Genomic DNA, 12,363 nt, shown 5'->3' with positions numbered 1-12,363 from the left:
CTATATGACTGATGAAAATAAAACTTTTCAGACCCCTGATACTGACCTCCGTGGCTATTCTCTTCGCTATTTCGTTTCAACTGACGCGGAAAACTACGTCAACGGAATGTTAATTGCCTTCACTGATGCGGACGCCGAAAGTTATATAGCGCAAAAACTGACTGAGCTTAATCAGGCGGAATTTGAAGCAACCGGTCCAGCAAGTCGTCTCATCAATGGAGTCATTGTTGAGGGTGAGCCAAGAATACCCGTGCTCAACACTGAGGCAAAGCTGGCGATTCTGGCTGCGCGACTACGCGACGCATCTACACAAATCCAGACGCTGCAGGATGCGGTCGATCTTGACATCGCAACCGATGAGGAAAAGTCCAGTCTGGTGGCGTGGAAGAGGTACCGCGTGCTGCTGAGCAGAGTCGATCCCGAAACTCAGCCCCCTGAAGAGTGGCCGCAGCAGCCAAAAACCTGACCAGTTAAAGCGCCCTTAGCGGGCGTTTTTTATTGCCCGTCGTTGTGCCATTTCTCACACAACACCCGGCGCGTGCGCGTGCGACCTTCACCTTTCACCATAGCGGAACCCCTTCACAGGAGAACCGCCATATGGCACAGGATTATCACCACGGCGTGCGCGTTGAGGAAATCAACGAGGGCACCCGAACCATCACCACCGTCAGCACGGCGATTGTGGGCATGGTCTGTACCGGCGATGACGCCGACGCGGCCACGTTCCCGCTAAACCGTCCGGTACTGCTGACCGACGTACTCACCGCGAGCGGCAAGGCGGGCGAGTCCGGCACGCTGGCGCGCTCGCTGGACGCCATCGCCGACCAGGCGAAACCCGTCACCGTCGTCGTGCGCGTGCCGCAGGGCGAAACCGAAGCTGAAACCACCGCCAATATCATTGGCGGCGTCAGTAACGGCCAGCGCACCGGCATGAAGGCGCTGCTGGCCGCGCAGGCGGTGTGCGGCGTTAAGCCCCGCATTCTCGGCGTGCCCGGTCACGATACGCAGGCTGTGGCTACCGAGCTGCTGAGCGTGGCGCAGAGCCTGCGCGGCTTTGCCTACCTGTCGGCGTACGGCTGTCAGAGCGTGGAAGAGGCGATTGCCTACCGCGCGAACTTCAGCCAGCGCGAGGGCATGCTCATCTGGCCGGACTTCATCAACTTCGACACCGTGCTGAAGGCGGACGCGACGGCCTTCGCCACCGCCCGCGCGCTGGGCCTGCGCGCCAAAATCGACGAGCAAACCGGCTGGCATAAATCCCTGTCGAACGTCGGCGTGAACGGCGTCACCGGCATTTCCAAAGACGTGTTCTGGGACCTGCAGGATCCGGCCACCGACTCCGGCCTGCTGAACCAGAACGACATCACCACGCTGATTCGTAAAGACGGCTTCCGCTTCTGGGGTTCGCGCTGCCTGAGTGATGACCCGCTGTTTGCGTTTGAGTGCTACACCCGCACCGCGCAGGTGCTGGCCGACACCATGGCCGAGGCGCACATGTGGGCGGTGGACGGCGCGCTGAATCCGTCGCTGGCCCGCGACATTATCGAGGGCATCCGCGCCAAGCTGCGCAGCCTCGTAAGTCAGGGCTATCTCATCGGCGCGGACTGCTGGCTGGACGAGAGCGTTAACGACAAGGACACGCTCAAGGCAGGCAAGCTGCTGATCGATTACGACTACACGCCGGTGCCGCCGCTGGAAAATCTGCTGCTGCGCCAGCGCATCACCGATCAGTACCTGGTCGATTTCGCCAGCCGCGTCAGCGCATAAGGAGACTGAATCATGGCATTACCCCGCAAGCTCAAGCACCTGAACCTGTTCAACGCAGGCAACAACTGGCAGGGGCTGATCGAGTCCGTGACACTGCCGAAAGTCACCCGCAAGTTCGAGAAGTATCGCGGCGGCGGCATGGCCGGTGCGGTGGACATCGACATGGGCCTGGACGACGGCGCGCTGGACACGGAATTTACCTGCGGCGGCGTTGAGGCGCTGCTGTTCAAGCAGATGGGCACCCTGACCGTGGACGGCGTGCAGCTGCGCTTTACCGGCTCCATTCAGCGCGACGACACCGGCGAGGTGCAGGCGGTTGAACTGGTGACGCGTGGCCGCCACAAGGAGCTGGACTCCGGCGAGTGGAAGACCGGCGAATCCAGCACCACCAAGGTGTCCGGCACCAACAGCTACGCCAAGCTGACCATTAACGGCGAAGTGCTCTACGAGATTGACCTGGTGAACATGATCCACATCGTGGACGGCACGGACCTGATGGAAGCGCACCGCAACGCGCTGGGCCTGTAACTGAACCAGTGAACCGGCAGGGGATTCCCTGCCGCCTTAACCCTTTTAGCGAGACATCATCATGACCGACAAAACCACCGAAAAAACCGTTGAGCTGGACACCCCGATCCTGCGCGGTAAGACCGAGATTAAAAGCATCGTCGTGCGCAAGCCGCAGTCCGGCGCGCTGCGCGGCACCCGCCTTCAGGCGCTGATGGACATGGACGTGAACGCCATGATCACCGTCCTGCCGCGCGTCACCACCCCGGCGCTGACCACGCAGGAAATCACCGAGATGGACCCCGCCGATCTGGTGAGCCTGTCCGTTGAGGTGGTCACTTTTTTACTGAAGAAGTCGGTGCTGTCGGATTTAGCGACGGCCTGACGGTTGACGATCTGGTGGCGGACATCGCCACCGTCTTTCACTGGCCGCCGTCCGTTACCGAGTTCATGACGCTGACCGAGGTACTGGAGTGGCGGCATAAGGCGATAATGCGACACGGGACCAGCGATGAGTGATAAAGACTTGCGCCTGCAGGTTGTTCTTAACGCGGTAGACAAACTGACCCGCCCCTTCCGTTCTGCCAGGGCCAGCACCCGCGAGCTGGCCGACTCCCTGCGCACCGCGCGCGCCAGCCTGAAGGACCTCGACGCGCAGGCCGCGCGCATCGACGGCTTCCGTAAAGCCCGCTCGCAGCTTGCCATCACCGCGAACAACCTCAAGGGCGCGCGCGAAGAGGCGGCGAAGCTGGCGACGCAGTTCAGCGCCACCAACCGGCCCACCGCCGCGCAGGCGAGGGTGCTGGAGCAGGCGAAGAACCGCGTGCGCGAGCTGCAGCAGAGCTACAACGGCCTGCTGGGTTCGGTGCAGCGCCAGCGCGCCGCGCTCACTGAATCCGGCATTGATACTAAAAAACTCAGTCAGGCGCAGCGTGACCTTAAAAGCCGCGCGGACGACGCGCGAGCAGCGATTGACCGCCAGCAAAAGTCGCTGAAGCGGCTCGGCGAGCAGCAGGCGAAAATCAATGCGCTGCGCGAGCGTCACGCCCGTTCGCTTGAGGTGCGCGATAAAATTGCCGGTGCCGGTGCGGCGACCACCGTCGCCGGGCTGGCGATGGGTGCGCCGGTGCTGGCCGCCGTAAAATCCTCTGCGGATATGGAAGACGCCATGAAGGGCGTGGCAAAGCAGGTTAACGGCCTGCGCGACAACGACGGCAACCGCACGGCGCAGTTCTACGACATGCAGGCCGCCATCAAGGCCGCGAGCGAGCAGCTGCCGATGGACAACGGCGCGATTGACTACGCCGCGCTGGTTGAGGGCGGCGCGCGCATGGGCGTGACCAACCAGAACGACTCCTACGAGGACCAGAAGCGCGACCTGCTGGCGTTTGCCACCACGGCGGCGAAGGCGTCCACGGCGTTTGAACTGCCCGCCGGTGAGCTGGCCGAGGGGCTGGGCAAGATTGCGCAGCTCTACAAAATCCCCACGCGCAACATCGAGCAGTTGGGCGACGCGCTGAACTACCTGGACGACAACGCGATGTCCAAGGGATCGGACATTATCGACGTGCTGCAGCGCATGGGCGGCGTGGCGGACAGGCTGGACTACCGCAAGGCGGCGGCGCTCGGCTCCACGTTCCTGAGCCTCGGCGCAACGTCGGAAACCGCCGCCAGCGCGGCAAACGCCATGGTGCGTGAACTCTCCGTCGCCACCATGCAGGGCAAGACCTTTATGGGCGGCATGGAGATGCTGAAGCTGGACCCGAAAGCCATTGAAAAGCAGATGACCACGGATGCGATGGGCACCATCCAGCGCGTGCTGGAGAAAGTGAACAACCTGCCCGCCGACAAACGTCTTACCGCGATGACCATGGTGTTTGGCAAGGAGTTCGGCAAGGACGCGGCGAAGCTCGCCAACAACATGCCGGAGCTGCGACGCCAGCTGCAGCTGACTCAGGGCAACGCGGCCAGCGGCTCCATGCAGAAAGAATCGGACATCAACAAGGACTCGCTGTCCGCGCAGTGGCTGCTGGTGAAAACCGGCGCGGCCAACACGCTGAGCAGCCTGGGCGACACGCTGCGCGCGCCGCTGATGGAAATCATGGACGCGGTGAAGCGCGTCACCGGCACCATGCGCCGCTGGGTGGAGTCCAACCCGGAGCTGGTAGGCAGGCTGATGAAAATCGCCGCCGTGGTGGCAACGGTAACGCTGGCGCTCGGCACGCTTGCCGTGGGCATGGCCGCCGTGCTCGGTCCGATCCTGATGTTGCGCTTTGGATTAAGCATGCTCGGCCTGAAAGGGCTGGCGAAGCTCTCGCCGCTGCTGGGCGGGCTGGGTAAGGCATTCTCCAAACTGGCGCCCGGTTTAGTGTCATCCGGCGATGGCATCAAAAAGCTGTTCTCACTGTTCAGCGGCGGCGAGGCCGGGGAGTCAGTGAACTGGCTGGAGAAAATCCGCGACGCGCTGGCGTCCCTGCGCGGTGGTGACGATGAGGACGAGGGCGGCGGCATTCTGAACGCCTTCCGCGAGGGCGCGCTGGAGAAAATCAAGGAGAAGGCGCAGGACGCCGGGCAGACGCTGGTTGCATCATTCCGTAATCCGATGGCCGGTGTGCGGGCGCTGGGCGCGCAGGTGCGCGGGCTGGCCGGTGCCGCCCTTGCGCCGCTGGCTGCGTCGGTGCGCGATGCCGGTGGCGCGCTGATGTGGCTGGTGAAGTCGCCGTTTGCGCTGCTGCGCACGGTGCTGACGGGCGTGATTTGGGCGCTCGGCGCGCTGCTGAGTCCCGTCGGGCTGGCCGTGGCGGCACTGGCCGGTGTGGCGCTGGTTATCTGGAAATACTGGGCGCCGATTAAAGCGTATTTAGGCAGCGTGGTGGACGGATTCCGGGCGGCAGCCGGACCCATCAGCGAGGCGTTTTCACCGCTGCAGCCGGTTTTCCAGTGGATCGGTGACAAAGTGCAGGCGCTGTTCGGCTGGTTTAAAGAGCTGCTGACGCCGGTGCATTCCACGGCGGCCGAGCTGGACAGCGCCGCCGCGAAGGGTAAAGCGTTCGGGCAGGCGCTGGCCGAGGGGCTGAACATGGTGATGCATCCGCTGGACAGCCTGAAGGCCGGGATCGGCGAGCTGCTGGATAAGTTCGGCCTCGTTAATAAGGCTGCGGCGGGCACGAAGCTGCCGGTGCCGCCGCAGGCCGCCAGCGTCAGTCCAGGCGGAAAAGTCACGCTGCCTGCGGGCGGCTTCCCGGCGTTTGCGGGCATGTACGACACCGGCGGCAACATTCCGGCAGGCCAGTTTGGCGTCGTGGGTGAGAACGGCCCGGAAATCGTCGGCGGCCCGGTGAGCGTAACCAGCCGCAGGCGCACCGCGCAGCTGGCGGCGATGGCGGCAATGACGCTTGGCATGGCGGCCGGAACGGCGGAGGCGAAGCCGCTGCACCCGCTGAGCCTGCCCGCACAGAGCTACCGGCAGGACGCGCCGCGCCAGCAGTCCGCAGCAACTACCGCGCCCGTAAGCATTCACGCGCCGATCACCATCGTGCAGCAGCCGGGACAGAACGCGCAGGAAGTGGTGGACGAGGTGATGCGCAGGCTGGAGGCGAAAGAGCGGCAGGCGCAGTCCCGCGCCCGCAGCAGTTACCGAGACCGTGGAGGATTTGAATCATGATGATGACGCTGGGCCTGTTTGTTTTCATGCTCAAGACGGTGCCGTATCAGGAATTGCAGCTGCAGCGCAGCTGGCGCTTCCCGTCGAACAGCCGCGTGGGCGTGCGTCCCGCGCTGCAGTTCCTCGGCCCGGATAACGATACGATCACGCTATCGGGCGTGCTGCTGCCTGAAATCACCGGCGGCAGGCTGTCGCTGTTCGCGCTGGAGCAGATTGCCGAGCTGGGCCGCGCGTGGCCGCTGATTGAGGGCAGCGGCACGATTTACGGCATGTTCGTGATCGAGAGCCTGAGCCAGACCAAAGCGGAGTTCTTCAGCGACGGCGTGTGCCGGCGCATTGAGTTCACGCTGACGCTGAAGCGCACCGATGAATCGCTGGGTGAAATGTTCGGCAGCCTCAGCGATCAGCTGTCGGCTATGCAGGGCGCGGCCACCGACGCCGCCGGTAAAGTCGGCTCGGCAGTTTGCGGGCTGTTCTCATGATGGCGGGCAGCTGGATTAACGGCCAGGCAAACGCGCCCGCGTTTCGCCTGACGCTTGCCGGTGCGGACGTTACGCAGAAGATAGAGCAGCGGCTTATCAGCCTGACGCTGACCGATAACCGCGGCTTTGAAGCGGACCAGCTTGACATTGAGCTGGACGACGCGGACGGGCAGCTGATGATGCCGCGCCGGGGCGTTGAGCTGTCGCTGGCGCTGGGCTGGAAAGGGGAGGCGCTTTTCCCGAAAGGCACCTATACCGTGGACGAAATCGAGCACAGCGGTACGCCGGACCGGCTGACCCTGCGCGCGCGCAGCGCGGACTTCCGCCAGACGCTGAACACGAAGCGCGAAAAGTCGTGGCATCAGACCAGCGTGGGCGCGGTGGTGAAAGAGATTGCCGGGCGGCACAAGCTCAAAACGGCGATAGGCGACGACGTGGCGAAGATGGCGCTGGACCATATCGACCAGACCAACGAGTCAGACGCCAGTTTCCTGATGCGGCTGGCGAAACAGTGCGGCGCGGTGGCCTGCATCAAAAACGGCAATCTGCTGTTTATCCGTCAGGGGCAGGGCAAAACGGCCAGCGGCAAAGTGCTGCCCGCCATCACCCTCGTGCGTAAAGACGGCGACGGCCATCGCTTTACGCTGGCTGACCGCGACGCCTACACCGGCGTGATCGCGAGCTGGCTGCACACCCGCGAGCCGCAGAAAAAGCCAGAAACCACGGTGAAGCGCAAGCGCCCCAAGCCTGCTGCGCAGAAGAAGGAGCCGGAGGCGAAGCAGGGCGACTACCTGATCGGAACAGATGAAAACGTCCTGGTGCTGAGCCGCACCTATGCGAACCGGGCCAACGCTGAGCGGGCTGCCAAAATGCAGTGGGAGCGGCTGCAGCGCGGGGTGGCGACATTCTCTATTCAGCTGGCGCGTGGCCGTGCGGATCTCTACACGGAAATGCCGGTGAAGGTGAGCGGGTTCAAACAGCAGATTGATGCGGGGGAGTGGATTATCACGACGCTGACGCATGGACTAACTGCAGAGAACGGATTTACAACAAGTATTGAGCTTGAAGTTCAAATTGACTCATTAGAGATGGAATAAATTAGGTTTAATCTAATTTTAATTGTAGCATTAGCAAAAAAGCTAAGCCGGAGGCGCGTATGATGAACTGTCCTTTGTGTGGCAATGCTGCACATACCCGAAGTAGTTTCCAGGTATCAAAGGAAACAAAAGAGCGTTACAACCAATGCCAGAACATCAATTGCAGTTGTACGTTTAAATCTCACGAAACGGTTTCAGAAATAATCATGAGTCCCGGAAAAGTTAAACCCGTTCCTCCTCACCCAGATCGTTCGCTGCAGGGCTCACTTTGGATGTGAGCGTTGTATTTCCATTACCCGCTTAGGCGGGTTTTTTTATGCCTAATGGTCGCCCGCTTTACTTGAGAGTGTCGCAACCCTAAAAGTCGTGCGACACTTTTGCGACACTGCCACTTTGGACAACAAAAAAGCCACCCTGAAAGGTGGCTTAAATACATGATTCTAATAACTAAATTTGGTGGCCCCTGCTGGGTTTGAACCAGCGACCAAGCGATTATGAGTCGCCTGCTCTAACCACTGAGCTAAGGGGCCAGCGGAGCGGGGATTATAGAGTATCTTGTTAGGGTGATCCAGAGTTCGCCATTTGGATGGTGAAAATTACAGCAATAGCTGACTCTTTGATCTCAAAAAGAAAAATCTATTATCCCACGCTTTATCACTTATTAAGCGCCCAATCATCATTGGTTTTTGAGACCAGGCTCATTCGAAAGTTTGCTGATGCTACAAATAGCGCGAGGCGGGCTTATTGAGAGAGATGAAAGGCAATATGGCGATGCGTGCCTCTTCGTAACTCTGCCAAAGCTGCACATCTTCCACAGACGGGATGGTCACCAACTCGCCGGCATCAAGCCCACGTAGCGCTGCCGAGACTAAATCATTCACTTCCATCAGCATCTCAGCGGGAAGTTCGTTGATGGATTTTCCTGCGCGCTCAAAGATCTCGGTACGCGTTAAGCCGGGCAGCACAGCTTGCATACGCACACCGCTTTCAACTAATTCTCGATGAAGATTACGAGTCAGTGAAAGCACATACGCTTTGCTGGCGTTGTACGCGCCATTGGCCGATTCGTTTACTAGCGCTAGCACTGAAGCAATATTCACAATCGTACCATTGCGACGCGCACGAAATGCCTGCGCAGCAGTGTGGGCCAGCTGCGTCAGTGCCACGATATTTAACGTCAGCATCGTTTGAATTTTCGCGATGTCACCGTCGATGAATTCACCTTCTACAGTCATGCCCGCATTGTTTACCAGCAGAGTAATCTTTTTATTTTGCTCGATTTCGTGAGCGACTCTTTGCAAATCATCGGGGTTGGTGAGGTCGGCCGCTAACACGCTGACTTCAACGTTATGCGCTTCACGCAGAGATTGCGCCAACAGATTGAGCCGGGCTTCATCACGCGCCACCAGAATCAGGTTTGTGCCGCGTGCTGCCAGCTGTTTTGCATAGGTAGCGCCAATTCCGCTTGATGCGCCGGTGATCAAAGCCAGTTGTTGTGACATGGTATGTTCCTCTAAATGATGGTTATCATATTTACGAGGTTTAATATGACGGTCATAATATTTATCGGCAAGCTAGAATATGATGGTTGTAATAATTACACTGATTGCCATCAACGATGTCGGAGTCAATGAAGATGGAAAAGCTGAGCCATAAAGCGCGCACACGACAGCGCATTCTGGATGAAGCCTCTGTAGTGATGCGCGAGAACGGCACTGAAAGCATCGGCGTCGCGGCGCTGATGAAGCGAGTGGGATTAACGCACGGCGGCTTTTATGCCCACTTCGCTTCGCGCGAAGATTTGGTGCAAGCGGTGATCGCTGAGATGTTTGCCGATTCGGCGCGTCGCTTTGCGGATATCACCTCAATTGAAGATCCCGCTGAACGACTCAATCAATTGATTGATAGCTATTTATCCGAGCAGCATTGCAGTATGCCGGGTGAAGGCTGTCCGCTGCCTGCGCTGGTGAGTGAGATGGCGCATTTGCCAGTGGAAGCACGCACGCTGTTTTCGCAGCGGCGTGAAGCGATGCGTCAGCGTTTAGCATTGACGCTGCGCGAACTTAACCATCCGCATGCGGATGACGCCGCGACCACCATGTTGGCTGAAATGGTTGGCGCGGTGGCAATGGCACGTGCTTGTCCGGACGACGAGGAAGCACGCACCATGCTGGCGAGCAGTCGTCGGTCGGTAAAACAACGCGCCGGACTGGAGATGGCATGAGCGAGCACGATATCCGCGACATTATTGCGCCTGATTTACAGGTGCTGTTTTGTGGCATCAATCCGGGCAAGTCGTCGGCGCACACCGGATTTCACTTTGCGCATCCCGGCAATCGCTTTTGGAAAGTGATTTACCAGGCCGGCTTTACGCGCGAGTTACTTAAGCCCGAGCAGGAGCAGCGGCTGCTGGAAACCGGCTGTGGCATCACAATGCTGGTGGAGCGTCCGACGGTGCAGGCTAACGAGTTGGACGGCGATGAATTACGCGACGGTGGTTCACGCCTGCAGCAAAAGATTCTGCATTATCAGCCGCGTGCGCTGGCGGTGTTGGGCAAGGATGCCTTTCAGAAAGCGTTTCGTCAGCGCAAAGTTGAGTGGGGCGAGCAGCCGAAAACGCTGGGTGAAACGCGCTTGTGGGTGCTGCCTAATCCGAGCGGGTTAAATCGTGCGACGCTGGAAGAGATGGCTGCATCCTATCGCCAACTGAATGATTGGCTGCAGCGCAACGCATGATAGAGCGACTCTTCAGGCAATAAAAAACCCCGGCAAGCCGGGGTTTTTTCGTCTCGACAACGATTAATCGTCGAGGAAGCTACGCAGTACTTCGGAGCGGCTTGGGTGACGCAGCTTACGCAGCGCCTTGGCTTCGATCTGACGAATACGCTCACGCGTTACATCAAACTGTTTGCCAACCTCTTCCAGCGTGTGGTCGGTGTTCATGTCGATACCGAAACGCATACGCAGCACTTTCGCTTCACGCGCGGTCAGGCCAGCCAACACGTCGTGGGTTGCTGAGCGCAGGCTTTCCGAGGTTGCGGAATCCAGCGGCAGCTCAAGCGTGGTGTCTTCGATAAAATCGCCCAGATGCGAATCTTCATCATCACCAATCGGCGTCTCCATAGAGATCGGCTCTTTAGCGATTTTCAGCACTTTGCGGATCTTATCTTCAGGCATCAGCATACGTTCAGCCAGCTCTTCCGGCGTCGGTTCGCGCCCCATCTCCTGCAGCATCTGACGCGAAATACGGTTGAGTTTGTTGATGGTCTCAATCATATGCACCGGAATACGGATGGTGCGCGCCTGGTCAGCGATAGAGCGGGTGATAGCCTGACGGATCCACCATGTGGCGTAAGTTGAGAACTTATAACCACGACGATATTCAAACTTATCAACGGCTTTCATCAGACCGATGTTGCCTTCCTGAATCAGATCGAGGAACTGCAGACCACGGTTGGTGTATTTCTTGGCGATAGAGATAACCAGACGTAAGTTTGCTTCAACCATCTCTTTCTTCGCACGGCGCGCTTTCGCTTCGCCGATAGACATGCGACGGTTAATGTCCTTCACCTGCTCGATGGTCAAGCCGGTTTCTTCTTCGATCTGCTGCAGTTTGTACAGCGAACGATTTACATCATCTTCAACTTCCAGCAGCTTCTCAGACCATGGCTTGTTCATTGCCAGCGCGGCTTTGAACCAGCTTGGGTTGGTTTCGTTGCCGGTGAACAGCGTGATGAAGTTTTTCTTCGGCATTTTGCACAGTTCAATACACAGCTTCATGATCAGGCGCTCTTGCGTACGCACGCGCTCCATCATTTCACGCATATTGTTTACCAGGTAGTCGAACTGCTTCGGTACCAGGCGGAACTGCTTGAACACTTCAGAAAGATTCTGGATTTCGGCTACGGCGTCAGCATGGCTGCGGCCTTTAGCTTTGATGACGGTACGCGTGGTTTCATACTGCGTACGCAGGTCGCCAAACTTCTCGCGAGCCAGTTCTGGATCGATAGAATTATCGTCGTCAGAGCTGTCGTCATCCTCTTCATCTTCTTCTTCATCGTCGTTACGATCTTCCTGAGATAACTCAGAACCCACGTGCGTGGCGGTCGGCGCGATATCTTCTTCGGCGTTAGGATCGATGAAGCCGATGATCAAGTCAGACAGGCGATAGTCGCCCGCTTCTACGCGATCGTATTGATCGAGCAGATAGGTGATCGCTTCCGGATATTCGGCTACAGAGCATTGGACCTGGTTGATACCGTCTTCGATGCGCTTAGCGATGTCAATTTCGCCTTCGCGCGTCAGCAGTTCAACGGTACCCATTTCGCGCATGTACATGCGCACCGGGTCGGTGGTGCGGCCAATTTCAGATTCAACACTGGATAAAACCTGAGCGGCGGCTTCTGCGGCATCTTCGTCAGTATCGGAGCTGTTTTCATTCAGTATCAGATCATCAGCATCAGGCGCTTCTTCAACAACCTGAATACCCATGTCATTAATCATCTGGATGATGTCTTCGATCTGATCGGAGTCGACGATATCTTCCGGCAGATGGTCATTGACCTCAGCATAGGTCAAATAGCCTTGCTCCTTACCACGGGTGACAAGTAGCTTAAGCTGTGACTGCGGGTTTTGCTCCATAAGACGGTATCCACACTTCTGTTAATTAGATTGGTGTCGGTCGGCGCGAGCCAACTATAACAGTGAAGGCGTTGTGTTTTTGCCGCTGCCTACATCGCGGCCAGGGCTGAAGCCCATCTATAATCGGCACTTAAGCCGCTTGTGTTCTTTCCGAGGCTAACTTACTTGCCATTTTCAGTGCTGGCAGTGCTCGCAATCCTCACGT

The 12,363-nt window shown here is 58.5% G+C and carries 13 protein-coding genes and 1 tRNA gene; 11 read left to right on the top strand and 3 right to left on the bottom strand.

Annotated elements, in window-relative coordinates:
* The first annotated feature begins 4 nt into the window (after positions 1 to 4).
* The 9 genes from K5Y30_RS24920 (at position 5) to K5Y30_RS10050 (ending at position 7,795) form a co-directional block, all read left to right on the top strand.
* Complete coding sequence (locus tag K5Y30_RS24920) at positions 5 to 466, top strand: tail fiber assembly protein (RefSeq protein ID WP_304623899.1); 462 nt, start codon at positions 5 to 7, stop codon at positions 464 to 466.
* Positions 467 to 597: 131 nt separating this feature from the next.
* Positions 598 to 1,767 (top strand): phage tail sheath protein, encoded by a 1,170-nt coding sequence (locus tag K5Y30_RS10085; protein ID WP_222211245.1) that lies wholly within the window; start codon positions 598 to 600, stop codon positions 1,765 to 1,767.
* Between the two features lie 12 nt (positions 1,768 to 1,779).
* Positions 1,780 to 2,295, top strand: a complete 516-nt coding sequence (locus tag K5Y30_RS10080) for a phage major tail tube protein (RefSeq protein ID WP_222211243.1) — start codon at positions 1,780 to 1,782, stop codon at positions 2,293 to 2,295.
* Positions 2,296 to 2,356: 61 nt separating this feature from the next.
* Positions 2,357 to 2,659, top strand: a complete 303-nt coding sequence (locus K5Y30_RS10075; RefSeq protein WP_179452110.1) for a phage tail assembly protein — start codon at positions 2,357 to 2,359, stop codon at positions 2,657 to 2,659.
* A gap of 14 nt (positions 2,660 to 2,673) precedes the next feature.
* Positions 2,674 to 2,793, top strand: coding sequence for a GpE family phage tail protein (locus K5Y30_RS10070; RefSeq protein ID WP_071531062.1), 120 nt, complete (start codon positions 2,674 to 2,676; stop codon positions 2,791 to 2,793).
* Positions 2,786 to 5,938 (top strand): phage tail tape measure protein, encoded by a 3,153-nt coding sequence (locus tag K5Y30_RS10065; RefSeq protein WP_222211241.1) that lies wholly within the window; start codon positions 2,786 to 2,788, stop codon positions 5,936 to 5,938. The genes K5Y30_RS10070 and K5Y30_RS10065 overlap by 8 nt, the downstream gene beginning before the upstream one ends.
* Positions 5,935 to 6,420 (top strand): phage tail protein, encoded by a 486-nt coding sequence (locus K5Y30_RS10060; RefSeq protein ID WP_222211239.1) that lies wholly within the window; start codon positions 5,935 to 5,937, stop codon positions 6,418 to 6,420. Before K5Y30_RS10065 ends, K5Y30_RS10060 begins: the two co-directional genes overlap by 4 nt.
* Positions 6,417 to 7,517, top strand: coding sequence for a phage late control D family protein (locus tag K5Y30_RS10055; RefSeq protein WP_222211237.1), 1,101 nt, complete (start codon positions 6,417 to 6,419; stop codon positions 7,515 to 7,517). Before K5Y30_RS10060 ends, K5Y30_RS10055 begins: the two co-directional genes overlap by 4 nt.
* Before the next feature lie 59 nt (positions 7,518 to 7,576).
* Positions 7,577 to 7,795 carry an ogr/Delta-like zinc finger family protein gene (locus K5Y30_RS10050; protein WP_101762977.1) on the top strand — a complete coding sequence of 73 codons (219 nt, stop codon included), beginning with the start codon at positions 7,577 to 7,579 and terminating at the stop codon, positions 7,793 to 7,795.
* 176 nt (positions 7,796 to 7,971) lie between these two features.
* Here the strand turns inward: K5Y30_RS10050 and K5Y30_RS10045 are convergent.
* Together K5Y30_RS10045 and K5Y30_RS10040 are read right to left on the bottom strand one after the other, a co-directional pair.
* Positions 7,972 to 8,047, bottom strand: a tRNA-Ile gene (locus K5Y30_RS10045).
* A 189-nt stretch (positions 8,048 to 8,236) separates the two neighbouring features.
* The gene (locus K5Y30_RS10040; protein ID WP_222211235.1) at positions 8,237 to 9,019 is read right to left on the bottom strand and encodes an SDR family oxidoreductase; all 783 of its coding nucleotides are present in this window, start codon (positions 9,017 to 9,019) and stop codon (positions 8,237 to 8,239) included.
* A 134-nt stretch (positions 9,020 to 9,153) separates the two neighbouring features.
* Between K5Y30_RS10040 and K5Y30_RS10035 the strand changes: the two genes are divergently transcribed.
* Entirely contained in the window at positions 9,154 to 9,741 is a 588-nt protein-coding gene (locus tag K5Y30_RS10035; protein WP_222211399.1) for a TetR/AcrR family transcriptional regulator, read from the top strand.
* Positions 9,738 to 10,253, top strand: coding sequence for a G/U mismatch-specific DNA glycosylase (gene mug, locus K5Y30_RS10030; protein WP_222211233.1), 516 nt, complete (start codon positions 9,738 to 9,740; stop codon positions 10,251 to 10,253). The genes K5Y30_RS10035 and mug overlap by 4 nt, the downstream gene beginning before the upstream one ends.
* Positions 10,254 to 10,316: 63 nt before the next feature.
* On the opposite strand, the gene rpoD is transcribed toward mug, so the two are convergent.
* Positions 10,317 to 12,158, bottom strand: coding sequence for an RNA polymerase sigma factor RpoD (rpoD, locus tag K5Y30_RS10025; RefSeq protein WP_064738465.1), 1,842 nt, complete (start codon positions 12,156 to 12,158; stop codon positions 10,317 to 10,319).
* Positions 12,159 to 12,363 lie beyond the last annotated feature (205 nt).

The organism is Pantoea sp. DY-5, from assembly GCF_019795955.1.
GTDB classification, from domain to species: Bacteria; Pseudomonadota; Gammaproteobacteria; order Enterobacterales; family Enterobacteriaceae; genus Pantoea; species Pantoea leporis.
The sequence above is the reverse complement of the archived record's forward strand: the minus strand, read 5'-3'. Positions and strand labels throughout refer to the sequence as shown.

Bases quoted from the DNA above. Each gene is read 5' to 3' on its own strand.
- K5Y30_RS10075 (WP_179452110.1), top strand. From the start codon at position 2,357: ATGACCGACAAAACCACCGAAAAAACCGTTGAGCTGGACACCCCGATC.
- K5Y30_RS10085 (WP_222211245.1), top strand. From the start codon at position 598: ATGGCACAGGATTATCACCACGGCGTGCGCGTTGAGGAAATCAACGAG.
- K5Y30_RS10055 (WP_222211237.1), top strand. From the start codon at position 6,417: ATGATGGCGGGCAGCTGGATTAACGGCCAGGCAAACGCGCCCGCGTTT.
- K5Y30_RS10050 (WP_101762977.1), top strand. From the start codon at position 7,577: ATGATGAACTGTCCTTTGTGTGGCAATGCTGCACATACCCGAAGTAGT.
- K5Y30_RS10060 (WP_222211239.1), top strand. From the start codon at position 5,935: ATGATGATGACGCTGGGCCTGTTTGTTTTCATGCTCAAGACGGTGCCG.
- K5Y30_RS10080 (WP_222211243.1), top strand. From the start codon at position 1,780: ATGGCATTACCCCGCAAGCTCAAGCACCTGAACCTGTTCAACGCAGGC.
- K5Y30_RS10035 (WP_222211399.1), top strand. From the start codon at position 9,154: ATGGAAAAGCTGAGCCATAAAGCGCGCACACGACAGCGCATTCTGGAT.
- K5Y30_RS24920 (WP_304623899.1), top strand. From the start codon at position 5: ATGACTGATGAAAATAAAACTTTTCAGACCCCTGATACTGACCTCCGT.
- mug (WP_222211233.1), top strand. From the start codon at position 9,738: ATGAGCGAGCACGATATCCGCGACATTATTGCGCCTGATTTACAGGTG.
- K5Y30_RS10065 (WP_222211241.1), top strand. From the start codon at position 2,786: ATGAGTGATAAAGACTTGCGCCTGCAGGTTGTTCTTAACGCGGTAGAC.
- rpoD (WP_064738465.1), bottom strand. From the start codon at position 12,158: ATGGAGCAAAACCCGCAGTCACAGCTTAAGCTACTTGTCACCCGTGGT.
- K5Y30_RS10040 (WP_222211235.1), bottom strand. From the start codon at position 9,019: ATGTCACAACAACTGGCTTTGATCACCGGCGCATCAAGCGGAATTGGC.